Below are 25,179 nucleotides of genomic sequence, written 5' to 3' on the forward strand. Positions count from 1 at the left end.
ATTTCTGATGGCTTTTGCGGTCAGTTATGCCTTTACTGTGCCTTTCTTTCAGCAGGAAGTGTCCTCCCGTCAGCAGCGTAATGGGGTGCAAAAACAGGAATATCGGGCAGAAACGGATACGGCGAAGCGTGCCAGAAAACCGCTTTGGCGTATTCAACGCACACAACCTATAAGTTGGAGCGATCTTGATAGCAGTGCACTCGATTTGCAAACGCCCCCTGATTTGCGTCAACAAGTTATCTATAATGATACGCTCAACGGTTATTTCTTTGGTCGCAAGCTTGGTGGAACCTATTTGTCGGCACCCATAGTGATGTTGCCCGACGAGTATATGAATTGGACTGGCAGGCAACAGAGGTATGCTTTCTTTCGCAAAAAGAATGCAGAGATCTTCCAAGCTAAAGGAAAAGATAAGTTCGATTTCACGGATATGCACTTCGATTTGGGCCCTGCCGAAAAGATTTTCGGCCCGGGTGGTGTGCACATTCGTACGCAGGGAACAGCCGAACTGAAGTTTGGCGCTACGATGAAAAATGTGGAGAACCCAGCTTTGACTATCAACCGACGCCATACTACGACGATGAATTTCGATGAAAAACTCAATGTCAATGTCAATGGAAAGGTTGGAGATAAGGTCAACATGAACCTGAACTATAACACTGATGCAACCTTTGACTTTGATGCGCAGAACCTGAAACTGAAGTATGAAGGCAAGGAAGACGAGATTGTGAAACTCGTTGAGGCGGGTAATATTTCGTTTCCTTCTAATTCATCTCTTATCAGAGGTGCGACTTCACTCTTCGGATTGCGCACGGATTTGCAGTTTGGAAAGCTCAAGATGCAGCTTGTTGCCTCGCAGAAGAAAAGTTCTTCGAAGACTGTTTCGAGTAGGGGAGGAGTGCAGTTGACGCCTTTCGAGTTCAGCGCGGCTAACTATGAAGAGAACCGCCACTTCTTTCTTGCGCAGTATTTCCGTGACCATTATGCCGAAGGCATGCGGGCTTTGCCTAACTTGAAAACCGGTATTAACATCGGACGTGTAGAGATTTGGGTGACCAACAAGACGGGAACAACGACCAACACACGTAATATTGTGGCATTGACCGACTTGGGTGAGCATGCAAATGTGAGCAATGCGCATCTTTGGGCAACGACAGGTATGTCGGTTCCGAGCAACAGGGCAAATACCGAATATGCTGCCATGGCAGGCACATACAATGCTGCCCGCGACATAAACCAGACTTCAACGGTGCTTGACGGAGCTGGATTGACGGGAGGAAGTGACTATGAAAAGTTAGAGAGTGCACGGCTGTTGAGTACTTCGGAATATACAGTGAATAAGGCTTTAGGCTATATCAGTCTCAATGCGGGCGTCAATACAGACCAGGTTGTGGCTGTAGCTTTTGAATATACTCATGGCGGACAGACTTATCAAGTGGGCGAGTTTGCGGGTGATCGCACGAATGTGAGCGAAGCTTTGTTCGTGAAATCGCTGAAGAATACGAGTAATAGTCCCTCGCAGGGAAACTGGAACTTGATGATGAAGAATGTCTATCGGCTGGGCGATACCGTGGAGAAAGAGAGGTTTAGACTCGATGTGAAATATCAGAGTGACACTACAGGTGTCTACTTAAGTTATATCCCAGAGGAGCAAGTTAAGAAGCAAACGATAATCAAACTGCTTGGGGCTGACCGCCTTGATAATAATAATCGTCCCAACAGTAATGGCTATTTCGACTATGTAGAGGGCTATACAGTAAGCAATGGACGTGTGTTTTTCCCCGAGCCTGAACCTTTCGGACGTGATCTCTACCGACTGCTTGTGGCTAAAGGTGTACCCTCTGCCGTTGCACAGAAATATGTCTTCAATGAGCTTTATGACAACACGCGGACTGCTGCTAAGCAGATGGCAGAGAAAGACAAGTATAATCTGGTGGGGCAATTCCGCGGTTCTTCAGCCAATATTATATCCTTGGGTGCTTATAACATCCCGCAAGGTTCGGTGGTTGTGACGGCAGGTGGTGTGAGATTGGTAGAGGGTTCAGACTACAGTGTGGACTATAGTGCAGGCGAAGTGACTATTCTCAACCAGAGCATTATCGATGCAGGTACGGCAGTTAATGTGTCGCTTGAGAGTAACAGTGATTATGGTATGCAGCGTAAGACGATGTTTGGTGTGAACTGGGAATACGACTTTTCACGTAATTTACAGTTGAGTGGTACGCTGCAACATCTGTCTGAACAGTCGCTGACAAATAAGGTAACAATGGGCAGTGAACCATTGAACAATACCTTGTGGGGACTGAATATCAATTGGAAAAAGGAGAGCCAATGGCTCACAGATATGCTTGATAAGTTGCCTTTTCTGCATTTGACGCAGCCTTCACAGATTAGTTTTACAGGAGAATTTGCCCAGCTTATTGCGGGTAGAAACAGTGGAACGCAGGATAATGCGTCTTATCTTGATGATTTTGAAAACACCACGAACAAGATTGATATCGCCATGCCTGCATCGTGGATTATATCGAGTGTGCCTTCTACTTTCCCTGAAAGTAGTGACAAAACTACATTGGCAAGCGGTTTCAATCGTTCGCAGTTGGCATGGTATACGATAGATCCGTTGTTCACACGGCGTAGTAGTTCGCTCACACCTGCTCATCTGAAGAGCGATTTGGAGCAGCTCTCCAACCATTATGTCCGTGAGGTTGCAACGCGCGAACTCTATCCGAAGAAAGATATTAGCAACTATAACGGTTCGTCGTCGACATTGAATGTATTCAATTTAGCCTATTATCCTAACGAGCGTGGTCCCTATAATTTTAATCCCAATCTGAACCACGATGGTACGCTTCCCAATCCTGAAAGGCATTGGGGAGGACTGATGCGAAAGCTTGACACCAATGATTTCGAACGGGCAAATATAGAATATGTAGAGTTCTGGTTGCTTGATCCTTTCATCTATTCAAATAGGAAAGCCATCGCCAATGATTATGGAGGAGATTTCTATTTGAACTTGGGTGAGGTTTCCGAAGATGTGCTCCATGATGGTAAGAAGTTTTATGAAAGTGGTATGCCTGTCGATGGTTCACAGAGTTATACGACGACACAATGGGGTAAGATACCTAGGTCAAGCATCGTCAGTTATGCTTTTGCAACGACCAAGGGAGCACGTGCCTTGCAGGATGTGGGCTTCAATGGACTCAATGATGAAGAAGAACGACGCTTTCAGTCTTATCAGAATTTCCTCACTTCCATACAGGGACAGGTGAGTGCTGCAGTATGGGATTCAATTTATAATGACCCTGCAAACGATGACTATCATTATTTCCGGGGCTCTGATTATGACCAAATGAAGGCAGACATCCTGCGTCGATACAAGTATATTAATAATCCACAAGGCAACTCTCCCGACAGCGGTTCGAGCAGTGAACGCTATGATACGTCCTACAAGACGACGCCTGATGTTGAGGATATCAATCAGGATTACACGCTCAACGAATATGAAAAATATTATCAGTATCATGTGTCAATTCGTCCTAATGATATGGTTGTGGGGAGTAATTTTATTGTAGATAAGCGTGATGCGAGTGTGAAGCTGCGCAATGGACGAACGGAGAATGTCACATGGTATCAGTTCCGCATTCCACTCAGAGAGTATGAACGACGTGTTGGTTCGATTTCTGATTTCACGAGTATTCGCTTCATGCGTATGTTCCTTACAGGTTTTAAGCATCCTATCGTGTTGCGTTTTGGAAGTTTTGACCTCGTGAGAGGAGATTGGCGTGTCTATGAGCGGAACCTTGATAATCATACAGGTTCGGGGACATTGGCTGTCAGTTCAGTCAGCATTGAAGAGAATGGTGACAAGACACCTGTTAACTATATCCTTCCACCAGGCATCAATCGGGAACAGGATCCGACGCAGCCTCAGTTGATTGAAAGCAACGAACAGGCGTTGAATTTCACGGTTAATAACCTATCGCATGGCGAGTCTAAGGCGGTCTATAAGAACACAACGGTAGATTTAAGGCAGTATAAGCGCTTGCAGATGTTCGTGCATGCAAATGCCTTGGAACAGAATACGACACAGCTTGATGATAATCAATTGGCAGTATTCATACGCTTGGGGTCTGACTATAAGAATAATTATTATGAGTACCAGATACCTTTGAAGCTCACTCCTCCAGGCAAATACAATCTCAATTCGCCAACAGACCGTACTGTTGTTTGGCCGCAAGATAACATGATGGATATAGCATTACATCTGTTTACTGATTTGAAAAAACAACGCAATATTGCAAAAGCTGCAGGACATGCTAACTTCATGCAGGCTTTCACGGCATATGATAAAGATCATCCAGCCAATCTGATCACTATCCTGGGTAATCCTTCCTTAGGTGAAGTGAAGACAATGATTATTGGTGTTAGAAACCTTTCGGGAGATGTGAAGAGCGGTGAGGTGTGGGTTAACGAATTGCGTCTGAAGGAGTATAATAATAAAGGTGGCTGGGCTGCTAACGGCAATTTGAATGTTCAGTTGTCTGATTTGGGCACGGTGAATGTACAGGGACGTTATGTCAGTGATGGTTTTGGTGGCCTTGAAAGCACGGTGGCTGAACGTACGCAGGAAAGTCTTTCAACCTACAGTGTGACGACAAGTTTAGAATTAGGAAAGTTCTTTCCTGACAAGGTAAAGGTCTCTGCGCCTCTTTACTATTCGGTAAGTCATGAAACAAGTAGACCACGTTATAATCCTTTAGACACAGATATGACCTTGAAAGATGCGTTGGAATCGAGTTCAAAAGCAGAGCGGGATAGCATTGAGGCCATTGCGGTGACAAAGCGGATCAATACAAATTTCTCACTGTCGAACGTGCGAATTGGGGTCCAAACAAAGAATCATCCGATGCCTTATGACCCTGCAAACTTCTCTTTTTCCTACAGTCATTCCCATAGCCACACGAGTGGTAAGACCACGGTTTATGAGAATGAAGACAATTGGCGAGGGGCAATGAACTACAATTGGTCGCCGGTTTACAGAGCCTGGGAACCTTTCAAGGGCATTCGAAGCAAGTCGAAGTGGTGGGATATCGTGAAGAAATTTGGTCTTAATTGGTTACCACAGAACTTGGGATTTAATACCGAGATGACACGCAGTTACTATGAGTTGCAGGAGCGGGATATGGAGACTTTGGAGCCAAACCGACTGCCGGTGAGTTTCAATGAGCAGTTCCTTTGGAACCGAGACTTTACAATTCGTTGGGATTTGACACGCAATCTGCACATGAATTTCCAAAGTGCTACGCGCTCACAGATAGAAGAACCTTACACGCCTATCAACAAAATGCTCTATGCCGACCGTTATCATGCGTGGAAAGATTCCGTTTGGACGAGCATCAAACGCCTTGGAACACCGCTCGATTATCAGCAAACGTCCACGCTCTCCTATCAAGTTCCGCTGAATTTGCTACCTATTTTCGACTGGATAAATGCTGATACGCAGTATAATGCCAATTATACTTGGGTGCGAGGAACTGAAACAGAGAAGCATGTTAGTCTTGGGAACACGATTACCAACAATCGAAATCTGAATTTGAATGGGTCTTTCAATATGGAAAGATTATATAATCATATTCCTTTTTTGAAGAAGACTAACGAGCGTTTTAATCGTAGAACAGTTTATAATCGACAGCCTTCTACAAAGAAAAAGATTTCGAAGACCGACCATACACAACAGGCTTTGCCTAAGAATAAGGGTGGTTTTGAACAGGAAATTACGTTGCGTCCCGATACAGTTATTGCCATAACGCATGGCAAACACAGTCGTAGACTTATCGTAAATGCCCGTACAGAGGATGGACATAGTTTCAAATTGAAGTTTAAAAAGATGGATGATAACACGCTCCGCATTACAAATAAGGTAGATTCTGCCATAAAACTGAAACTCACAGTGAATACAAAAACACCTTTGGAAAAAGAGAGTTGGTATCGCACGACACAGAGTCTGGCCCGAGTAATGATGATGTTGAGGAGTGTTGATATCAGCTATCGCAATCAATATGCCATGACCTTGCCGGGTTTCATGCCTAATGTCGGGAAGGCTTTTGGGCAGAGTCGCGGTAACGGATTACTCTCTCCGGGGCTTGATTTCGCGTTCGGAGTGATAGGAGATTCGTACATTGACAAGGCACTTGAACGCAATTGGCTGCTTATGAACGACTCCGTTGCAACGCCAGCTGCCACTACTTCGACTGCAGATTTGCAGCTTCGAGCTACCTTGGAGCCTTTCCGCGACTTCAAGATTGACCTTAATGCCACCCGTGTCTCAACCAAGGCGCGCAGTATTCAATATATGTATGCAGGTCGTCCGACAACACAAAGTGGTACATTTTCAATGACGACAATATCTTTGGGAAGTGCCTTTGAAGGAATAGGTAATGCAAATAGTGGTTATCACAGTAAGACTTTTGATAGGTTCTGTAATCTTCTTGACGGTTTCCGACAGCGTGTTGAGGCCCAATATGTAGGCAGCAGATATCCTGCCGGCACATCTTTAGCAGGGCAAGCTTTCAATCCAAACAATGGGACTGTATCGAGATACAGTGCAGATGTAATGGTACCTGCATTCCTTTCAGCCTATACAAGCGTGAGCGGTAAAGGACTTGATATCTTCCCTGCACTAATGAAATTACTCCCCAATTGGTCTGTTCGTTATAGTGGGTTGGTTCAGTTGCCGTGGTTCCGCGATGTATTCCGTAGCTTTAATATCAATCATGGATACCGCAGTATCTATACGGTTGGTTCCTATGCATCGTTCAGTAGTTATCAAGAGTATATGAATGGATTGGGCTTTGTTGTTGATGCAACATCGGGTAATCCTGTTCCCAGCAGTATGTTTAACGTCTCAATGGTAAGCATCAATGAGGCTTTCTCTCCATTGTTGGGTATTGATATGACCTTCAACAGTGGCATGACAGCCAAGTTGGAATATCGGACAGTGCGGAGCTTAAACCTCAGTATGACAAGCGTTCAACTGAATGAATCATTGAGTAGAGATTGGGTGATGGGCATTGGATACCGTATTAATGATTTCAAACTCTTTGGAATGCAGACCCGACGCAAAGTAAAGCGCACGAAAAAAACAGCGAAAGAGACCGAAATGCAGGCAGAAACAATGACGAAACGCAGTGGGGTAAACCATGATCTGAACCTCAATCTCGATTTCAGTTATCGCAGACAGGCTTCGCTGACGCGTGATATTGCAACGATGACCAGCAATGCAAGCAGTGGAAACTCTGCTCTTAGATTGAGCTTTACTGCTGATTATACGCTCTCACGTATGCTTACAATGAGCTTCTTCTATGATTTTCAGAATAACACTCCGTTGTTGAGTAGCAACAGTTATCCTACATCAACGCGTGATTTTGGATTGAGTATGAAATTCTCTTTGACACGCTAAAGCACTCAAAAACAATGATGATGAATAATATAAAAATAGAAAATGCCCAGCCACAGCAGGCTTCTGATATAGCTTCTTTAATCATGTTGGCAATGAATCATGCTTGCTGTCAGTATTTTGCAGGCCCCCATCACACGCTTTCCGACTTTCATCAGTTGATGACTCGCCTTGTTGAGCGGCATGATTCGCAATATTCCTATCTTCATACCATAGTAGCTTTGGATGGAAAAGATGTCATTGGTTGCTGTGTGAGCTATGAGGGGGAAAGGTTACATACATTGCGCCGTGCATTCATTGATGAGGCTTTGGCAAGCTTTGGCATTGATTATTCCGACATGGAAGATGAGACTCAAGCCGGCGAACTCTATATAGATAGTCTTGCTGTTGATGCTCACTATCAAGGTAAAGGCATAGCAACTACTCTGCTGAAGGCCACATGTGAAAAGGCTTTTGCCCTTCGTTTACCAGTTGGTTTATTGGTAGATAAAGGCAATCCTGCAGCAGAACGCCTCTATACACGTCTTGGTTTCCGCTATGTTAACGATGCTTCCTGGGGATCACACCCGATGAAACATCTGCAAAAAAGCTTTTGATAAATATATATATAAGGTGGAGCAGGGTGCTGATAAATCTTTTAAAAAGTCCTCAATGATAGCATGTTTAATTAAAAAGTATTAAAGGATGAGAGTTTATTGCCGTTTTATTTGGAATTATGAAAACTATCATCTATCTTTGTATCGTGTTTTTCATGGTATTAGATTATTAAGGTTAAGAAGATTGGTTGTCGTGAGACAATCAATTTTTTTTATGCTTATTTGCAGCTTTCAATTTAGATGTGAAAAGCTGATTATTTTGCACCAATATCATTATTTATTTCATAAAGCATTCTGCTAAGGAATTCGTTGTGTAGCCTTTCCCTGACTTTTGATTTGCCAATCCAATAAAAAAAGAGATGCATTAGGATGAAATGCATCTCTTTTCTAAAGTTTTATGTAGCACTTTATTTATTCTCTGCGTCTATTGTTTTAATCTTCTGTTTGACCAATTCCAAATCGTCTTTGAGTCTCTGTACCTTGTGGTTCATCTCGTCAATGAGGCTATTTCCCTTCTTACTGCTTGCATTCAGAAAGCCAAGATTATTCTCATAGGTGTTGATTTCTTGTTTCAATCCCTCATAACGGCGCATCAGACGGGCACGCTCATTGTCAAGAGCTTCCTCACCACGCTTAGCTACATTCTTCAGATTATTCTTGAAATTATCCAGTCTTCTCTTGGCTGCAGTGATGTGAAGATCCTTATAAAGCTTGTCAAGTACTTCGTGATATTGTTGGTAAAGCTTATCTTTCTCTTTGTAAGGAACATGCCCAACTTTACTGTATTCATCTACCAAAGCCTGTACTTTCTCCTGTAAACCATCGACAACTCCCTCCGCAAGTTCCTCGAGTTGGCTTATGATAGCTTTCTTTTTGTCAAGATTGGAGCGCTCTTCATTGCGAGTTCCTGCATTCGCTTCATTGCGGGCTTCAAAGAATTTGTTGCAGGCGGTGAGGAATTTACTCCACAATTCATCGCCAAGTTTCTTGGGAACAGTTCCAATAGTCTTCCATTCTTTCTGCAAAGCAATCATTTTATCTGTCGTTACTTTCCAGTCGGTACTCTCCATTAAGGCCTCAGCCTGCTCTACAAGTGCCTGTTTTTTAGCTACATTCTCACTGAAGCGCTGCTTCATTTCCTTGAAGAATACGGCTTTTTGTGCAAAGAAATCATCGCAGGCAGCACGGAAACGCTCGAATATCTTGACGTTCATCTTCTGCGGAGCAAACCCAATCTTCTTCCATTCAGCCTGGATATTGATAATCTCCTTGGTTTTCTTTTCCCATTCACTCGCACCTTTATATTCACCTTTGGCAATGGCTTCTACTTGTTCGCAGAGTGTAGTTTTCCGCGCAAGGTTGTCTTCTTCTTTCGCGCGCAGTTCATCGAAGTGCTGTTGGTGACGTTTATTGATAACCGTAGATGCCGCTTTAAATCGTGCCCAAATCTCCTCTCTAAGTTCTTTAGCTACAGGCCCTGTCTCGCGATATTGCTGATGCAGTTCCTGCAACTGATGGAAAGCACTGATTACATCGGTATCTTCGGCCAGCTTTTCTGCTGCCTCGCACAGATGCGTCTTTATGCTCAAGTTCTTCTTGAAGTCGTATTCGCGGGCTTCACGATTGAGATTAAGCTGGTCATAAAACTGCTCCACGTAGAGCTGATAGTTACGCCACAGCTCGTTTGCCTTGTCTGCAGGCACGTTCTTTATCTCTTTCCAATGCTGTTGCAGCTCTTTGAATTCGTTATAATTCTTATTGGCTTCTTCGGGCGAAGTAGCCATATTCTTAATCTTTTCAATGATGTCGAGCTTCTTTTGCAGGTTCTCTTGTTTCTCTGCTTCCTGCTGCAGGAAGAGTTTTGCCCTACGTTCTTTGATGACACTCATCTCTGCCTTGAACACCTCTTCGTCTTCATCAGGGATCAAGACATATTTTTCGGGGTCGCCTCCAGCCTCAAGATAAGCTTTCTGTTGTGCTTCACGCTCAGCGATATGCAGCTTATAGAATGAAGTCTTTAGATGGTCGAGTTCGTCTTTTGTGGGATTTTCCTCATTACCAACGATTTCCTTCAGTCGTTCAATAACCTCCGCTTTGCTCTTGTAGTTGTTGGGTTCAGCAGGGGCTTTTGCTGCATTTTCTACTTCAACCGGCGTCTCCTTTGCCAGCTGCTCATCACTTATTGTTCCCTCTTTGAGGGTGTTTTCTTGAGAGTCCATCATGTCACTGAATTAGTTTATGATTTGAGTTTTTCATTGCATAATGCAATTATTAACATTATGCAAACTTAAATAAAAAAAGCGGAAAATCCTAATTAAATCAAAGTTTTTTTCTTTTTGCGGTCTATAACAGGCGTTTATGGCGCAAAAACCACCATGAAGCACCCGACACGACAACTGAAAGTATCAGTGCAATGGCAAAACCATAAGAACTGGTTTCCATGCCGTTGACAAGGTTCATGCCGAAAAGACTCGAGATAAGTGTGGGAAACATCATGATGATACTCACCGAAGTCAGCGTTCTCATCACGGTGTTCATGTTGTTGTTGATGATGCTTGAGTAGGTTTCCATCGTCGATTTGAGAATGTCCGAATAAATATTTGTCGTTTCACGAGCCTGTGTCATCTCAATGCCTACATCCTCAATGAGGTCTGCATCGAGTTCATCCACCTGCAGTTTGAACTTCAGTTTCTGCAACAGGTTCTCATTCCCACGGATTGAAGTGATGAAATAAGTGAGCGAATCCTGTAGTCTGCTCAGTCCAATCAGACTTTCGTTGTTCACATCCTGATCGAGATTATGCTTGGCTTTGTCAATGAGTGTGCTGATTTGTTTGAGTCGTTTCAGATACCATACCGCACTTGAAAGAAACAGTCTGAAAGTGAGATCCACAAAGTCGGTAAAGCCTTCACGCCGTTTCTGCTGATAGCTTACGAAGTCTAACATCATGTTGGTTTCGTAGTAACAAACCGTGATGGTGACATCGCGTTTGTGGATAATACCCAATGGAACCGTGGTATATGGCGTGCGCGAACGCACCTCTTTCACGTATGGGATACGCAGAATGATGAGCATCCAGCCATCATCATATTCATAACGGGCACGCTCGTCGGTATCGCTAATGTCGGAAAGAAAGTAGTCGGGGATATGGAAAGTATCTTGAAGATACTCCTGATCTTCGTCCGTAGGGCATGTAACTTGTATCCAGCAATTGGGCTGCCATTCCTTGATGGCACTCAAATTCTCATTGATATTCCAATAGTTTCTCATTGTTGCTAATCTCCGTTAATTAATAAGGTGTGGGGATTAGCATCATACTAAACCTCACGCCTACAAACTAAATGTATCCGCGTGATAATCGTCCATATTTTGATTATGTTTTGATTTAACGCTGCAAAGGTAATCATTTCTGTTCAATTATGCTCATATATGCAAGAGAAAGTTTGGCAAGAAAAACGAAAAAGTAACAAAGGTGTGGTTTTCATGGGTTTTGATAACTGAAAGATGAAGCGTATTATACATTGGGGATAGAGGTTGATTGGAATGTCGTTATGTGTAAATTAATTTCGGGTTGAATTTGCATTCGCCTGTAAAAATCATTATCTTTGTGCCGGGGAGAGTGTGAAAGTGCTTTCCCCTTTTTCATGTCTTGTTGCAAAATCCCATGTAATCTGCGTCAAACAGTGTTGCAATATGCCTCAAAACGTCTCGCGATATGGCTGATATTACAGTGCAATATGATAGAGATTAAAGGTTGAAATGAATGAGATTAGCTGCCAATAGAATAAGAATGGAAAAGCGGACAAATTAAGTTTGCCGATGTTCAAGTTAGAAGTACAATTTGTTAAAAGTGTTAATTGCGCGTTTAGACAATAGACTTTAAAACATTGATAATCAGTAGGTATTGAAGTCCTGGAACTTCAAGAAAAACACAACTGTTGATGCACAAAAAATAAAGGGAAAGAAGAGATTCTGACCCGTTTAACACTTTTTGCATCAACAATATGGGAAAGCAATTAAATTCAAAACAGCGGCAAGAAATTGCCAAGCTCCTTCAAGAGGGGAAGAATTTCAGGGAAATTGCTGAAGTTCTAAAGGTTGACCGTACCACGATATTGCGAGAGATTAACCGCAATGTCGGAGATAACGGTGTGTATGATCCTGAATTAGCCGAAACCAAGAGACGAAGGCGAAAAAAACTCCAATCCGTATCTCCCGGTGCCGTCGCGCAACTTCCTCCCAATGTCCGGGAGGAAGTTGAGAAGGTATTGGCTTTTGAGACTCCAACTGTAAAGCGAAGGCAATTAATCGTGGATAAATACATAAATGAATATGGCCCGGTAATAGAGAAAAAACTTATTTCTCCAATGGCAGCCATGCGTGCGCTCGCAAACGAGTTTTACATGAGTGTAAGTACAGTGTACTATCTTTTGAAAAGAGAGGGTATCTACCGAGATAGAACCAACCCTGTCTGTATGCCTTCTTCTAAAGGATAACCTTTAAAAGCGGATTTTCATGTATTACATCGTAAAAGAAGTCCATGTGCGCAAGAAACCACTATGGTTGGTTGACTTGCTCTTTCAGATAACCCCATCCTTGTATCGGGAGAAAGGGTCAAAGGAAACGGTTGTTGGTAAGTTCAACACCATTCTCTCTCTCATCTTAGATGCCCGGGTAAGGTGGCATCATGGTAAATCCTTGTTATCATCTATTCAAACCATCACCCACGATGAGACATGTATTTGGATCAAAGGAAACCGAGGCTCAAAGTTTCTTTCCTTTCGAATAGAATCAGACAATTGACTTTTAAAAGAACAGCAGTATGGAAATAGATAACAGTAGAAAGACAATTACAACATTTGTCCTCGTAGATCCAACCGGTAAGATCTTTGACGATTTCGAGAACATCAATGAGAATACAGAAGTAAGGGCGATAGCCATTGAACCCCAAAATAGCTGACCTATGGGAGATTACAAATGGATTTGTCTTATCAGAAAGTTCTATAATTGTTCTTTCTATAATGACAGCAACGCCGTGCAAATGTTCCTGCACATTTTTTTGAATGCTCAAAGGGAGGATAAGCCTTACTTTGACAAAATTACGATGAGGGGGCAGTTTCGCACCTCAATTAAAGACATCATGGGTTTTTTGGAGATAAGCCGTAAATCCGCCCGGCGTTCTTTAGATAAGCTGAAGGCGGCAGGCATTATCCACGTTGCCTCTCTAAGACGTAACGGTGTTCTCATCACCGTTCGTGAATTTTCAAAGTTCCTGGCTTTGGAAAATGTGAGAGGTGGCTGGGTGAAGCTGTATTACGACCTTGACTTCCAAGATTTCTTTGTGAACGCACAGGTTCTTCATATTTATCTCCATTTACTTCTTCATACTTACTCGGAGAGTGAAAACTATGAGGATCCGCTATGGTTTGACATGAAGAAGATCAGTGCTTCGACCGGCATTCCTGTAGAAGGCATTAAAGAGGCCCTCCAGAAGCTACGCAAGCTGGGCATCCTGAATATTGGTTATAACGGTCAGAAGAAACTTTCTTCCGTTCGTTTGATAGAGTTCCCCGATTATGTCAAGGACACCTGTCCGGTAACATCAATAGGTCCCTCTGCCAGTCATGTCACATCAGTCGAAAGTTTCTCTGATTTGGAAAACTCCTCATCTAATGGAGCAGCCATTATAAGTTTCGAAGACGGGGGGACAAAAACTGAACAAAAGGAGCCAAAAGAAGGGCCAAAAGATGCCCAACAAAATTCTGTACGAAACAGTTACGAAATGTCTACCAAGTCTTTTGTAAATGACGGAAATACAGCTACTTACAAACCTAAAGGTCAAAAAGAGGGCCAAAAGAGGGAACAAAGCCGTCCAAAAGTTGAAGCCACCAAAATGCCACCAAACAGTCATGGGGGCGGCTACGCGCGTGATCCTATTATAAAAGAGAATAGAGATAAGAGAATAGAGAATCTTTATTATTATAATTATTCGTCCGCGCGAAAATTTTCGTCAATTGAAGAATTGGTCTGTGATGACGAATGGGTGCGCTCGATGCAGCTGCTTTATGGCTTCCCGGATAAGGAAACGCTCTATAATGCCCTGACTTTGTTCTTGGCGAACTTGAAGTGTCGCAAAGAAGAAGTTCCAAAAGGACTGGAGGGGTTCCTTGACTATTTCTGCAACTGGTATAAACGAAATGAAAAGAAGCTGCTGCATAAACTGAAGGTGCAAACACCGTCTAAAGACTATGCAAAAGTTCTTTGGGACAAGTGTATGTCTGCCTTTGCCAAGATTGTAAGCGAACGTGCTTTTGCATCGGTTTTCCAACAAGTCTCTTTTGAGTCCTTCGACAATGTGGCCAAGACGCTGACACTTGTTCTTCCGAATAAGCGAATATTTGAGATATTGGAAGCTGATTACCTTGATACTGTTAGAACGGTGTTACACAAGTTTTTCGGTGCAGGGTTACGGCTTCAATACCGCATTGCATAGGGTCAGAACTACAAACCATTTAAGATTGAATTACGCTTATGAATGAAGCTCAAAGAATATTACAGATGACCGATGGGGGCTTGGCAGTGTTCATTCACTACCTTGGTGAAAAGTGCCTTGCCCGGACTTTCCGTAACCCTTTCAGGGAGGACAGCCGCCCGTCATGCCATCTGTATGCCAACAGAGGCGGATATGGCAACGGCCAATACTATCTCCAAGACTTCGGCGACAGCAGCTTCTGTGGCAACTGCTTTACGATAGTGGGAAGGCTGTGTAATATCAACCCCAAAACCAACTTTCGCGAAGTGCTTCAAGTGATAGACAGAGACCTTGGACTTGGCATTTTTGACGAACAACGAAGTGAGCATCATGTGTTGATGAAAAGAAAAGCCACACCCTCACAGAAGTACAAATGTTCTTCCATAGCGAGTTTTGAGGTCGTGACACAGCCTTTCATGCCATGGGAGGAAGAGTATTGGGGGCAATATGGCATTGGACTTTCAACGCTGGAACGTTACAACGTAAAGAGCATCAGCAGTTGTACATTCAAGAAATCGTCCGGTGGAAACTTTGCCGTTTACGGTTCAAAGGCTATTCCGACCTACGGATATTTCTTCGATGACGGACGTAGGCTGAAGATTTACAGGCCTAAGGCAAAGACACGTTTCATGTATGCCGGTCACTTCCCAAAGCCCTATATCTTCGGGCGTGAGCAACTGCCTGAAGAAGGAGCACTCGTTTTCGTCACAGGTGGCGAAAAGGATGTCATGTCGCTGTCGACGCATGGATTTCCGGCCTTGACATTTAACAGCGAGACGGCCAACATTCCCGAAGATGTAATGGATGAACTTTCCCAACGATTCCGTCGAATCATTTTTCTCTATGATACGGATGAAACCGGGCAAAGGGAATCTACTTTGCGGATACAACAGTACGGAGAGAAATACAACGTTCAGAAACTTGACCTACCTCTGTCCGGAGAGAAATCGGAAAAGGACATCAGTGATTTCTTCCGTCTGGGGCACACCGCAGAAGAACTGCAAGCAATGATAGAAAAGCTATAATTATCGAAAAATGAAATTAGAAAAAATGAGTAAACCTATATTCAGGCACGTAGGAGGAAACTCCGATAATATTCGGATCAGAGCCTTAACAGATGCTGCCACATCAAGTATAATGGGCATTGACGTTAAGGAGTTTCCGGAGGTTCATTCGGTCTCCTACCGTTTTCTCTCCAAAACCTATCACGGGGTGGGTGTCATAAACCAGAACAATGGGATAGAATTCGTTGGCCAAGACCTGACGGACTCCCCCATGACGTTGAACAGTTCCGGCGTGACTTTTCTTCCCATGGAGAAAGAGCACAAGAGCGACAAGTTGTGTATGTTCGCAGACATGATGGATTATTTGGCCTACCAGACCTTACAGAAGAATGGCTTTGTCAGGCTGCCTTCAGACTGTGATTTCATGATTATGTCGGATGTAAGGAACTTCATCCATATCTCGGTCGAAGGAGATGACTATGATATGGTTTATCTCTACTTTCCCAATGATGTCATGGGCTGCACCATAACCAAGACGTTAAAGGATCGGTATGGCAAGCATGCCATTGAGTGTAATCCCCTGTACAAAGGTTATAACAACCTGTTGCAGTTCGTAAAAGCCATTGAGATCACCACAAACAGCAAATAGAGCCGTATGGTATATGTCATAATCATCCTTGTCTTGCTGATAGCTTTGGGAGCAGCTTTCTATTATGAAATCACCCATAGCTACGACGATGACAAGTTCAGGAAATGAAAGATAAAGGGATTGATGTAAGTGCATCCTTTCCAAATATAAAACGCTAACAAGTAAAAGTATGATTAATTATGTTTTAAGTATTGAAACCGGAGTTACGGATCTCGTCCGTACCCCCGAGTACTATCAGACAGCCACTTTTGAGCAAAAGAAAGAAGAGCTCTTGGCTCTGATTTATCAAAAGAAGAAACTCAAGCCTTTTGCCAGCATGAAGCTCATAAGGAGCATCAGTTTCTTTATCAAACGCTCCATCAGCCTTTGGCAGTTACAGGGTCTTGCAAACAAGATAGAGACGATGTTCGGTCCATCTTGTTTCCAAATCTCCATCGACAGAGAAAACAATACCGTTCACATGCTCTGTGGCTGGATAGACAAAGAGACTGGTGAGTGCATCGTGCTGAACCGTACAGAACAGAAGAGACTTTCTGTCCTGATCCTGGATTATTTGGACTTGCCACGTCCCCGGTGCGCCGACATGTGGTTGAGATACTTTCTGCTGAACAAATTTGACAATGACAATTCTGTCTTCAGCAGACAGATAGAGTTTCTTGAAAGGTCTGAATATGAGAGTTTAAGTTATCCGGTATTACGGGATAGTCTCAAATACGTGGAGATGGTATGTAAAGGATTACTGAAATAAAAAATACACTTATGAGATTTTTAAAGATTTATTTAGCCAGCAGCTGGCGGAACAAGCATTTCGAGAATTTATTGAACGCCCTACGGATTCAGGGTTACTATACCTATGACTTCAAGCATCCCGAGGACAATGAACTAAGCGGATTCAGTTGGGAGAAAGTCGATAAGGACTTCGAGAAGTGGACTTGTAGGGATTTCAAGGAAGGGCTTCACCATCCCGAGGCTGTTAAGGCATTTGAAAAAGATTTTCACGCCATGCAGGAAGCGGACTATTGTGTCCTCCTCTTACCGTGTGGCCGCTCTGCCCATTCTGAAGCCGGTTGGATGAAAGGGCAAGGCAAGAAAGTGTTTGTCCTTGATATGTCCGAGAAACCAACGCCCGAGCTGATGTACCAGATGTTTGATGCGTATGTGACGAGACCGATTGATTTGGTAGAACACATTGAAGCAGCATTCCATAAGGACAATATGCTACTTAAAGAAAATTTCAGCACACATGGATAGAGTGACAAAGAGACGGACTAACCTCTTGTATAATTTAAGAAAGAAAGGAGTCAGATGTTTGACCAAGGAGCGTATGATTTTCTTTCCCTATGGAGAGGATCCCAATGAAGTCAGGCAAATTGTCTGCTTATGCAACGAGTATCATTTCCATGTACAATTGGAACTTCAATAGCACATTTAATATTAAAAGTATACACAGAATGAAAAAGATAAAGGATTTAACCGTAACAGTAACCTATACTGTTGGTTTGCATGACGTAGAAGTCAGCGAAAAGGTTTATGATGATCTAAACGCCTTGGCAGATAAAGGGCGTGTAAACTGTGATCTTATGAATTTGGACGAGCAAGTATGTACTGGTTTCGAGTGGCTTTCTGATCATATTCACGAAAGTGACGCTTGTGATTGGAATTATGAAGTTGATATGGAATAATCTTAAATGTGGCCAATAGAAAATGAAACATATATATCTTTTTATAGGTGCTGCCATTATTACCTACCTCTTAATATCGCTGGCAACATTGGATTTGATGTGGTGTGTGCACAACACTCCTTGGATATGGATAGCGGTAATACCACTCTTTCTATTCTTATATTTCTTCGTATTCATGTGCTTTCATGAAGAAATGGGATTTAGGGAAGATCGCGCAATGCAGCAGACTCTCGCGGTAGCCAAAGCCAACAAGCTGATAGAAAAGTTGCAAGAGCAACTTCCAAATATGTTCCAAGGATTGGTTGATATGTCGCTGGCAGAGATTAGAGACAGTCTTAGAGCGGTGAATGAAGAGCAAGCTCGCAAAGTTGCTACCCTTTCAACTGATATTTACAACGTGCTGGAACGACGTCAAGAACTTCTCGACCTCGAACGTAGGGTCAAGCAACATAAAGGACAGCCCATGCTCTTGACAAAAAGCGAAACAGCGTCCCTGTTACTTGTTGATTATTCTACCCTTAGAAAATGGGCAAGGAAAGGATTTCTTGTCCCCACAAGGATTACTTCCCGCCGTGAGTTATATCGTTATAGTGATGTTCTAAAAATATTGGAGGGTATGAAATGAAACATTTACTTTTTGTTATAAGCGCAGTGATTGTTACATATCTGTTGTTATCATTGGCAACAATGGATTTAGGCTGGATTATATACACAAACCGTTTTGTATGGGGTACATCAATACCATTCTTTCTTTTTTGGTATTTTATTTTTGAAATGGCTTTTCACGGTGAGAATGATGAAACAACTAAAGAAAAAGATAAGTATGTAACTAAGAAAGAAGCTCGTAAAACAGCAGAGGATACCTGTAAAAATATGTTTAATAAAAAAGAAAACAAATATGATAAATAGCCCAATCCTTGATGCCTGTTGCGGAGGTAAGATGTTTTACTTCGATAAGCATGATGATAGGGTTTTGTTTCAGGATATAAGAAAGATGGAGACAACATTATGTGACGGAAGGCACTTCGAGGTAAACCCCGATGTTCAGGCCGACTTCACAAACATGCCATACCCAGCCAATAGCTTCCGCATGGTCGTTTTTGACCCTCCACACTTATCAAGAAGTATTGAGAACTGTAAGACATGCGATATATATAATGAACCAAGTCCAAAGAACAAGGTAACAGGCTACCAAATGATAAAGTATGGTGCTCTTGGCAATGCAGACTGGAAAGAAGTCTTGCGAAAAGGCTTTGCAGAATGCTTTCGAGTATTAATGCCTGGAGGATTCTTAATATTCAAATGGAATGAAACAGACATCAAGGTATCAGAAATTTTGAAACTTACCTCGGAGACGCCTATTTTTGGGCATCCATCGGGCAAACGTTCCAATACTCATTGGATTTGTTTCATGAAAGAAGATTGCAATAAATAAAAATAGCCACACAACGGCATCGACTTGTGCTAATCAAATAGCATTTAAATTATGAAAGCAAAACTTAGAAAGACAGGTGAGGTGGTAGAGCTAAGGCAATACTACTGTGATGGCACGGCAATGGATATTAACGGGAAGTTGTATCATCAAGGTGATATATCTGAATTGTTTGAAGGTACCAATTCTAAAGGATTAGAATACGAGTTTGAGCAATTAGGTAGGACCAAGAAATGCAAGTTCATATCAAAGCATGTAGACCTGGCCTCTCCAGAATCTATTGCCAAGTATGTAAAAGGTTATCTTTTTGACGTACTTAAAGATGTTGGTGATGATGAGTATATCGCCACATATCTTCGGAATAAAGGTTACAAGGTAGAGGGTAATATAGAATAGCAAATGGAAAACATCAAATTACTCTATATAGACTTATTCTGCGGAGCCGGTGGAACTTCCACCGGTGTTGAAGATGCAAAGTTAGATGGAACAAAGTGTGCGAGGGTGGTCGCTTGTGTCAACCATGATGCGAATGCAATCGCGTCGCATCAGGCAAACCACCCCGACACATTACACTTCACCGAGGATATTCGCACACTTGACCTTACCGGTCTTACAGCCCATTTGAATAGAATGAGAATGAAATATCCGTCGGCTTTAGTTGTCCTATGGGCTTCACTTGAATGCACCAACTTCAGCAAGGCCAAAGGCGGCCAACCACGCGATGCAGACAGCCGGACGCTTGCAGAACATCTTTTCCGTTATATCGAGCAACTAAACCCTGACTACATACAGATTGAAAATGTGGAAGAGTTTATGAGCTGGGGGGACATGGACGATAAAGGACACCCTATCTCGAAGTTAAAAGGATGCAGCTATATTCGTTGGACAAATAAAGTTATCTCTTACGGCTATCATTATGACTGGCGTTTGCTGAATGCCGCCGATTTCGGCGCATATACCTCGCGCAAGAGGTTTTTCGGTCAATTTGCGAAGAAAGGACTTCCCATAGCATTTCCTGTACCTACCTTTTCTAAGAATGGTGATAGTGGCATGTTTCATACCTACAAGAAATGGAAGCCTGTCAGGGAAGTGCTTGACATGGATGATTCAGGTCAAAGCATCTTTGACAGGAAGAAGCCACTATGCGAGAAAACCTTAAAGCGAATTTACGCAGGACTAATCAAATTCGTCGCCGGTGGAAAGGAAACCTTTCTTGTTAAGTATAATTCAATGAACCAGACAGGAAAATACACAGCTCCTGGAATTGACGAGCCTTGCCCAACTGTCGCTTGCCAAAACCGTCTGGGGATTGCCAATGTCAGCTTCATATCCAAGGCATTCAGTGGAGACCCGTATTCCAAGAACCAATCGATAGACATTCCTGCCGGAACTGTCACCACTAAGGATCACCATTTCTTTGTTACTGCTTACTATGGTAATGGAGGGAACCATTCTGTTGAATCGCCATGCCCTACGCTTACCACAAAAGACAGGCTGGGATTGGTTTCAAGTCGTTTTTTAGCAAATGAATATTCCGCTGGTGGTCAACTTTCCAGCATTGATGCACCTTGCCCTGCAGTATTGACAACACCGAAGCAAAAAGTAGTTGACTGCTTCTTGATGAACCCACAGTTCAACTCTGCAGGTGGAGATATCAATAAGCCGTGCTTCACTTTGATTGCTCGGATGGATAAGATGCCCCCTTACCTTATCTCCACAGAAAAAGGTATCGGTATAAGGATATTTGAAACGGACAGTGAAATGACTTGCAAGATAAAGGAGTTCATGGGCATGTACGGAATCATAGACATCAAGATGCGCATGTTGAATATAAATGAGCTGAAACGCATCATGGGTTTCCCTGACAATTATATCCTTGTGGGAACCCAGGCCGAACAGAAGAAGTATATCGGCAATGCCGTTGAAGTGAACATGAGCAGGGTACTCTGCGAGTCGCTTTGCACAGCTCTTATTTCCAAGGCAATAGCAATATAGAAATCAATATTAAAATCACAAGACGATGACAAAAGTTGAAATAACAGAATGGGGTGAACTTGCTATTGTTGAGAAACTTTTATCGGACTATACCCAACATACATCTGATAGGAAAGACCCACGTGTCGAACACGCAAGAAATTTATTGGAGCGTATCCGTCCGGCACTGGTTGAAGCAACAGAACAATTATAAAAATAAAGTTTATGAATTCAAACAATAAAGCAACAGTCCCGAAAGTTAATGACTCTTCCCATGGTACAGCTTTCTATTATCTTGCCACATGTTTATTGTTGCTGCTGATTTTAGATAAGCCATGCGAAAATCCTGCAAAAGGCTTCCGCCTGTATCTATATAAAGTGAAAAGGGTATGCAAGTTCTTCCTTGCCAACCTGCTTCCCTGGATTTTCAAGTATATAGATAAATATTATAAGAATAAAGATGAATTTTAGAAATTAACCGTATCAATACGCGAAACAAACAAAATTCTGTTTTACGAAATAATTATAATAAAAAGTTTTGCGAGATAAAATATTATACTTATATTTGCAGCTGTATAGCTGTATATACAACTATACAGGCATAAGTAAATACAACAATATGACAATACGTATAGTCGGACATACAAACATAAATTGACAGATATGACAAAGCAAGCAAAAATCATCTCGTTTGCCAACCACAAAGGAGGGGTTGGCAAGACTACCACTACTGCCAGTGTTGGCTCTATCCTTGCCTCTATGGGAAACAAGGTTTTGGTGGTGGACATGGATGCACAAAGTAATCTCACAACCTCCCTGTTAAAAGATAATCAAGTAGACCAGACTATCTATGATGCTCTTTCCGCCTCTTGCAGGGGAGCAGCTTACAATCTGGCAGTCTATCCGATAGCAGAAAATCTTGACATCGTTCCATCTTCATTGCGTTTAGCATCTGCTGATCTTGAACTCTCTTCTGTCATGGCAAGAGAACACATCCTCGCAGACATATTAAAAGGTAAGAAGGCGGACTATGACTATATTCTGATAGATTGTCCACCGTCTTTGGGTCTTCTTACTCTTAACGCAGTTACGGCATCAGATTTGGTTGTAATACCTCTACTTGCAGAAGTACTGCCTTTCCAGGGGCTTACTATGATCAGCGATTTTGTTAGAATGGTAAAGCAGAAGCTAAATCCAAAAATTGAGATTACCGGTATTCTCCTCACTCGCTGGGAAAAATCCAATTTGAGCAGACAGATCGAGGATGGTCTTAGGACCAAGCTTGGCGATAAAGTGTTCCACACCAAGATCCGAAAGAACATCAAGATTGCCGAAGCTCCTCTGGAAGCCGTCAATATTGTTGACTATGATCCGAAGAGCAACGGAGCTGCTGATTACAAGGCTTTCGTAGGAGAACTTTTAGACAGGACAAAGAACCTATAAATTTACATTTATGAGCAAAGGTATTAACAAAAACTCCATGAGCAGTCTTTTGGAAGGACTTACTTCTGTCAGGAGTACAACTCCGGAAGATAATCACCAGCCAAATCCAAGCTCCAATTCAAAGGAGAAAGTAACATCCATCCCAGGGGATAAACCGATATCTAAAGGTGGTTCAAAGGAAAGAATATGTACCTCCGTCGATAAGAACGTCATGAATAAGATACGTACCATATCAGAAACAGAGGGTATTCAAATCAATGAACTTATTACCTTAGGTCTTGACATGGTTATATCTAAATATGAAGAGACGCATGGGGCGGTGCGACCTAAAAAGATTAACAAAGGCAATATAGACAATATCTTTCGTTAAGGCAGGAAGTCCATACTACCATCTTTAGTACACATAAGAAGGACGAGCAATCAGTAATGGTCACTCGTCCTTGTATGTTTATGCAAGCAGAAATACCAGAATACATAATATGGAATTTATAGTCTTTCACTATTCAGGATAGTAGCTAATTGTTCTGCGGTGTGCCCCAGACGGAAGAAATCACTGATGTCCTTTTCCGATTTTTCACCAGAAAGAGGAAGCAGGACTCTTCTTACATTATATTTTCCAGTATATTCCTGTACTCGCTTTTTCGACTCACTTTGTCCTGTTGCATCCATATCATAAAGGATAACAATTGTCCGGAACCTTCCGACAAGTTGTTGCATAAGACTGTCAGGGAGCTTGGCAGTCTCGCTATTCAGGCATATCGCATGGAACCCATGTGCTGCCAGCGACATGACATCTTTCTCGCCACCTGTGATAAAGACATATTCTCCTTGTGCCGGCAGCTGTTTCCAGCCGAAAATATATGGTTTAGGAAGGACACCAGCATAGAGAAATCTGTTTTTGGAGCAGGGAGAATAGATTTTGATGCCATCATTGTTATTAAAGAGGTATCCAAAAGTCGGATACTTTGCTGTTCCATAAACAGTAAATTCCTTTCCATTCTCTTTTAACATTCTGCATGCCGAAAGGCTTGCAACATGATAGTGGTCCAGCGTATCCTGATCAATTCCATAACGCTGCCAAAAACACAGTTCCTCCATGGTAAAAGGCTTTTCCTTGTATTGGAATGAAAGTGCGGAGGAAGTCTCCGGTTTCTGTCTCTTTACAAGTCGTTTATAGATGGTTTCTGTTTGTGGAAATGGATTATTGAACAATCCCAGGCAAAGCTCTTTGTCTATCACCTTCAGGATATCCTTAAATGCAGTCTTTGCATTCATATTGCACAGTCTGGCCACAATGGCAAAGCAGTTGCCACAGAAGCTGCTATCGCCAAAATCCTGTAAATAATACTCCACTTGTCCGTATGTGTTTTTATTCGCATACAGATGGCATGACGGGCGGCTGTCTTCCCTGAAGGGATTTTTAAAGATTCTCTTCAGGCATACATCGCCTAAGTAATGTGTAAACACATCCAGTCCACCACCTGTCAGATAAAGAATTTGTTGTCTTTCGTTCATTTTTATCTTATTGAAATATAAATTTGATTGTTGATAATATTTCCCGTCTTGCCGATAGAGCAGCATTAGGTTTAATATTATTTGAAATAGAATTTGTACATTACATCATCTACCATATTCTTGTAGACGAAATTCATACCACATAGGTACATTGTTAATTCTTCCTTATCCTCGCAGTTAGCCTCCAGCACCGCCCCATAGATTAAATCAAAGTTTTCACAACTTGTGCAATTGAAGTCACCGCCGTCCGAGCTATCGAAGCCTTGATACTCTTCACCTTTATAAGTAAAGCTGTTATTTCCGTCTTCAACAACGTCTGTATCGCCTAACTCTTTTACATCTACTTTTGTATCGTTGTTCTCGATATATTCAGCGATAGCCTCTTTTACTATTTCTTTATATTCCTCTTCGTCGATATAGTTCATATCAATTACATCAGATTTTTGTTTGCTAAAATCATCGTAGTTATACAGATTTTGAACAAGCTCGCGGAAATCCTCTATATCTTTACCGCCGAATAAATCTTCAAATTGAAATTTAATACGTGCACGCTGCTCCTCCTCTTCGTCTCCAAGCATTTTGTGCCAAATATCGTTAGCCTTGTTGAGCAAATCATCCCACTCTTCTCTATCTTCTTCAGATAAAACAGAGTCCCACTTCTGCTCGTAATCTTCATTCTCGAAGAGTCCGTAAAAGAAGTTTGGGTCGTTCTCAGCCTCATTTTCAAGGTACTCTTTGAAAGAAATCTCTTTCATGTTATTGTTGAAATAGTAGTTTTCTTTAATTGCTGAAAGTACATTTGAATTCATCATGATTTTTGGCAGTTTTTACGGTGTGTCTCACCTTTTTATAATTTATGAAGTTTGTTATTTATTCTGGGCATCCCGATTCTCAAC

Annotated in this window: 23 protein-coding genes; 19 read left to right on the top strand and 4 right to left on the bottom strand. The window is 42.3% G+C overall.

Annotation, left to right across the window (positions count from 1 at the left end):
- Nucleotides 1-7: 7 nt before the first annotated feature.
- Nucleotides 8-7,459, top strand: coding sequence for a T9SS outer membrane translocon Sov/SprA (gene sprA, locus HMPREF2983_RS04060; protein WP_070667004.1), 7,452 nt, complete (start codon nucleotides 8-10; stop codon nucleotides 7,457-7,459).
- A gap of 14 nt (nucleotides 7,460-7,473) precedes the next feature.
- Nucleotides 7,474-8,052: a GNAT family N-acetyltransferase gene (locus HMPREF2983_RS04065; RefSeq protein ID WP_083316669.1), complete on the top strand. Its 579-nt coding sequence runs from the start codon at nucleotides 7,474-7,476 to the stop codon at nucleotides 8,050-8,052.
- A gap of 407 nt (nucleotides 8,053-8,459) precedes the next feature.
- Here the strand turns inward: HMPREF2983_RS04065 and HMPREF2983_RS04070 are convergent, their stop codons facing one another.
- Nucleotides 8,460-10,274 carry a DUF349 domain-containing protein gene (locus HMPREF2983_RS04070; protein WP_070666978.1) on the bottom strand — a complete coding sequence of 605 codons (1,815 nt, stop codon included), beginning with the start codon at nucleotides 10,272-10,274 and terminating at the stop codon, nucleotides 8,460-8,462.
- A gap of 121 nt (nucleotides 10,275-10,395) precedes the next feature.
- Nucleotides 10,396-11,322, bottom strand: coding sequence for a magnesium transporter CorA family protein (locus HMPREF2983_RS04075; protein WP_004375629.1), 927 nt, complete (start codon nucleotides 11,320-11,322; stop codon nucleotides 10,396-10,398).
- Between the two features lie 734 nt (nucleotides 11,323-12,056).
- Here HMPREF2983_RS04075 and HMPREF2983_RS04080 point away from each other — a divergent pair.
- The 17 genes from HMPREF2983_RS04080 to HMPREF2983_RS04150 all read left to right on the top strand — a co-directional run bounded on the left by HMPREF2983_RS04080 (nucleotide 12,057) and on the right by HMPREF2983_RS04150 (nucleotide 23,138).
- Nucleotides 12,057-12,548: a helix-turn-helix domain-containing protein gene (locus HMPREF2983_RS04080; protein WP_070666981.1), complete on the top strand. Its 492-nt coding sequence runs from the start codon at nucleotides 12,057-12,059 to the stop codon at nucleotides 12,546-12,548.
- A 19-nt stretch (nucleotides 12,549-12,567) separates the two neighbouring features.
- Nucleotides 12,568-12,855, top strand: coding sequence for a hypothetical protein (locus HMPREF2983_RS13375; RefSeq protein WP_081784160.1), 288 nt, complete (start codon nucleotides 12,568-12,570; stop codon nucleotides 12,853-12,855).
- A gap of 337 nt (nucleotides 12,856-13,192) precedes the next feature.
- Complete coding sequence (locus HMPREF2983_RS04085) at nucleotides 13,193-14,545, top strand: DUF7833 domain-containing protein (protein ID WP_246829342.1); 1,353 nt, start codon at nucleotides 13,193-13,195, stop codon at nucleotides 14,543-14,545.
- Between the two features lie 38 nt (nucleotides 14,546-14,583).
- Nucleotides 14,584-15,609 carry a toprim domain-containing protein gene (locus tag HMPREF2983_RS04090; RefSeq protein ID WP_070666984.1) on the top strand — a complete coding sequence of 342 codons (1,026 nt, stop codon included), beginning with the start codon at nucleotides 14,584-14,586 and terminating at the stop codon, nucleotides 15,607-15,609.
- A gap of 25 nt (nucleotides 15,610-15,634) precedes the next feature.
- A complete protein-coding gene (locus HMPREF2983_RS04095; protein WP_246829343.1) occupies nucleotides 15,635-16,237 on the top strand; it encodes a hypothetical protein in 603 nt (200 codons plus the stop codon).
- Nucleotides 16,238-16,406: 169 nt separating this feature from the next.
- On the top strand, nucleotides 16,407-16,985 hold the full coding sequence (locus HMPREF2983_RS04100; protein ID WP_070666988.1) for a hypothetical protein: 579 nt from the start codon (nucleotides 16,407-16,409) through the stop codon (nucleotides 16,983-16,985).
- Nucleotides 16,986-16,996: 11 nt separating this feature from the next.
- Entirely contained in the window at nucleotides 16,997-17,488 is a 492-nt protein-coding gene (locus tag HMPREF2983_RS04105) for a hypothetical protein (RefSeq protein WP_004377543.1), read from the top strand.
- 200 nt (nucleotides 17,489-17,688) lie between these two features.
- Nucleotides 17,689-17,919, top strand: a complete 231-nt coding sequence (locus HMPREF2983_RS04110; protein WP_234396551.1) for a hypothetical protein — start codon at nucleotides 17,689-17,691, stop codon at nucleotides 17,917-17,919.
- A gap of 22 nt (nucleotides 17,920-17,941) precedes the next feature.
- Complete coding sequence (locus HMPREF2983_RS04115; protein WP_070666992.1) at nucleotides 17,942-18,544, top strand: MerR family transcriptional regulator; 603 nt, start codon at nucleotides 17,942-17,944, stop codon at nucleotides 18,542-18,544.
- The gene (locus HMPREF2983_RS04120) at nucleotides 18,541-18,828 is read left to right on the top strand and encodes a hypothetical protein (RefSeq protein WP_070666994.1); all 288 of its coding nucleotides are present in this window, start codon (nucleotides 18,541-18,543) and stop codon (nucleotides 18,826-18,828) included. Before HMPREF2983_RS04115 ends, HMPREF2983_RS04120 begins: the two co-directional genes overlap by 4 nt.
- Nucleotides 18,818-19,354, top strand: a complete 537-nt coding sequence (locus tag HMPREF2983_RS04125; protein WP_083316671.1) for an SAM-dependent methyltransferase — start codon at nucleotides 18,818-18,820, stop codon at nucleotides 19,352-19,354. Before HMPREF2983_RS04120 ends, HMPREF2983_RS04125 begins: the two co-directional genes overlap by 11 nt.
- Before the next feature lie 51 nt (nucleotides 19,355-19,405).
- Complete coding sequence (locus tag HMPREF2983_RS04130; protein ID WP_246829344.1) at nucleotides 19,406-19,747, top strand: hypothetical protein; 342 nt, start codon at nucleotides 19,406-19,408, stop codon at nucleotides 19,745-19,747.
- A gap of 3 nt (nucleotides 19,748-19,750) precedes the next feature.
- A complete protein-coding gene (locus HMPREF2983_RS04135) occupies nucleotides 19,751-21,346 on the top strand; it encodes a DNA cytosine methyltransferase (RefSeq protein WP_070666996.1) in 1,596 nt (531 codons plus the stop codon).
- Between the two features lie 25 nt (nucleotides 21,347-21,371).
- Entirely contained in the window at nucleotides 21,372-21,539 is a 168-nt protein-coding gene (locus HMPREF2983_RS13950; protein ID WP_004377534.1) for a hypothetical protein, read from the top strand.
- A gap of 11 nt (nucleotides 21,540-21,550) precedes the next feature.
- Nucleotides 21,551-21,796 (top strand): hypothetical protein, encoded by a 246-nt coding sequence (locus tag HMPREF2983_RS04140; RefSeq protein WP_070666998.1) that lies wholly within the window; start codon nucleotides 21,551-21,553, stop codon nucleotides 21,794-21,796.
- Nucleotides 21,797-21,988: 192 nt separating this feature from the next.
- A complete protein-coding gene (locus tag HMPREF2983_RS04145; protein ID WP_070667000.1) occupies nucleotides 21,989-22,768 on the top strand; it encodes a ParA family protein in 780 nt (259 codons plus the stop codon).
- 10 nt (nucleotides 22,769-22,778) lie between these two features.
- Nucleotides 22,779-23,138, top strand: a complete 360-nt coding sequence (locus HMPREF2983_RS04150; RefSeq protein WP_004345402.1) for a hypothetical protein — start codon at nucleotides 22,779-22,781, stop codon at nucleotides 23,136-23,138.
- 116 nt (nucleotides 23,139-23,254) lie between these two features.
- Here the strand turns inward: HMPREF2983_RS04150 and HMPREF2983_RS04155 are convergent, their stop codons facing one another.
- Entirely contained in the window at nucleotides 23,255-24,283 is a 1,029-nt protein-coding gene (locus HMPREF2983_RS04155; protein WP_070667012.1) for a toprim domain-containing protein, read from the bottom strand.
- A 77-nt stretch (nucleotides 24,284-24,360) separates the two neighbouring features.
- Complete coding sequence (locus HMPREF2983_RS04160; protein ID WP_070667002.1) at nucleotides 24,361-25,095, bottom strand: hypothetical protein; 735 nt, start codon at nucleotides 25,093-25,095, stop codon at nucleotides 24,361-24,363.
- Nucleotides 25,096-25,179 lie beyond the last annotated feature (84 nt).

Origin of the sequence: Prevotella sp. HMSC077E09, assembly GCF_001814685.1 — a bacterium.
GTDB classification, from domain to species: domain Bacteria; phylum Bacteroidota; class Bacteroidia; order Bacteroidales; family Bacteroidaceae; genus Prevotella; species Prevotella oris.

Coding starts and splice junctions, on each gene's coding strand:
- HMPREF2983_RS04065 (WP_083316669.1), top strand. CDS start 7,474: ATGATGATGAATAATATAAAAATAGAAAATGCCCAGCCACAGCAGGCT.
- HMPREF2983_RS04110 (WP_234396551.1), top strand. CDS start 17,689: ATGAAAAAGATAAAGGATTTAACCGTAACAGTAACCTATACTGTTGGT.
- HMPREF2983_RS04120 (WP_070666994.1), top strand. CDS start 18,541: ATGAAACATTTACTTTTTGTTATAAGCGCAGTGATTGTTACATATCTG.
- HMPREF2983_RS13950 (WP_004377534.1), top strand. CDS start 21,372: ATGACAAAAGTTGAAATAACAGAATGGGGTGAACTTGCTATTGTTGAG.
- HMPREF2983_RS04070 (WP_070666978.1), bottom strand. CDS start 10,274: ATGATGGACTCTCAAGAAAACACCCTCAAAGAGGGAACAATAAGTGAT.
- HMPREF2983_RS04075 (WP_004375629.1), bottom strand. CDS start 11,322: ATGAGAAACTATTGGAATATCAATGAGAATTTGAGTGCCATCAAGGAA.
- HMPREF2983_RS04125 (WP_083316671.1), top strand. CDS start 18,818: ATGATAAATAGCCCAATCCTTGATGCCTGTTGCGGAGGTAAGATGTTT.
- HMPREF2983_RS04100 (WP_070666988.1), top strand. CDS start 16,407: ATGATTAATTATGTTTTAAGTATTGAAACCGGAGTTACGGATCTCGTC.
- HMPREF2983_RS04155 (WP_070667012.1), bottom strand. CDS start 24,283: ATGAACGAAAGACAACAAATTCTTTATCTGACAGGTGGTGGACTGGAT.
- HMPREF2983_RS04095 (WP_246829343.1), top strand. CDS start 15,635: ATGAGTAAACCTATATTCAGGCACGTAGGAGGAAACTCCGATAATATT.
- HMPREF2983_RS04150 (WP_004345402.1), top strand. CDS start 22,779: ATGAGCAAAGGTATTAACAAAAACTCCATGAGCAGTCTTTTGGAAGGA.
- HMPREF2983_RS04145 (WP_070667000.1), top strand. CDS start 21,989: ATGACAAAGCAAGCAAAAATCATCTCGTTTGCCAACCACAAAGGAGGG.
- sprA (WP_070667004.1), top strand. CDS start 8: ATGGCTTTTGCGGTCAGTTATGCCTTTACTGTGCCTTTCTTTCAGCAG.
- HMPREF2983_RS04130 (WP_246829344.1), top strand. CDS start 19,406: ATGAAAGCAAAACTTAGAAAGACAGGTGAGGTGGTAGAGCTAAGGCAA.
- HMPREF2983_RS04105 (WP_004377543.1), top strand. CDS start 16,997: ATGAGATTTTTAAAGATTTATTTAGCCAGCAGCTGGCGGAACAAGCAT.
- HMPREF2983_RS04090 (WP_070666984.1), top strand. CDS start 14,584: ATGAATGAAGCTCAAAGAATATTACAGATGACCGATGGGGGCTTGGCA.
- HMPREF2983_RS04140 (WP_070666998.1), top strand. CDS start 21,551: ATGAATTCAAACAATAAAGCAACAGTCCCGAAAGTTAATGACTCTTCC.
- HMPREF2983_RS13375 (WP_081784160.1), top strand. CDS start 12,568: ATGTATTACATCGTAAAAGAAGTCCATGTGCGCAAGAAACCACTATGG.
- HMPREF2983_RS04080 (WP_070666981.1), top strand. CDS start 12,057: ATGGGAAAGCAATTAAATTCAAAACAGCGGCAAGAAATTGCCAAGCTC.
- HMPREF2983_RS04085 (WP_246829342.1), top strand. CDS start 13,193: ATGGGTTTTTTGGAGATAAGCCGTAAATCCGCCCGGCGTTCTTTAGAT.
- HMPREF2983_RS04135 (WP_070666996.1), top strand. CDS start 19,751: ATGGAAAACATCAAATTACTCTATATAGACTTATTCTGCGGAGCCGGT.
- HMPREF2983_RS04115 (WP_070666992.1), top strand. CDS start 17,942: ATGAAACATATATATCTTTTTATAGGTGCTGCCATTATTACCTACCTC.
- HMPREF2983_RS04160 (WP_070667002.1), bottom strand. CDS start 25,095: ATGATGAATTCAAATGTACTTTCAGCAATTAAAGAAAACTACTATTTC.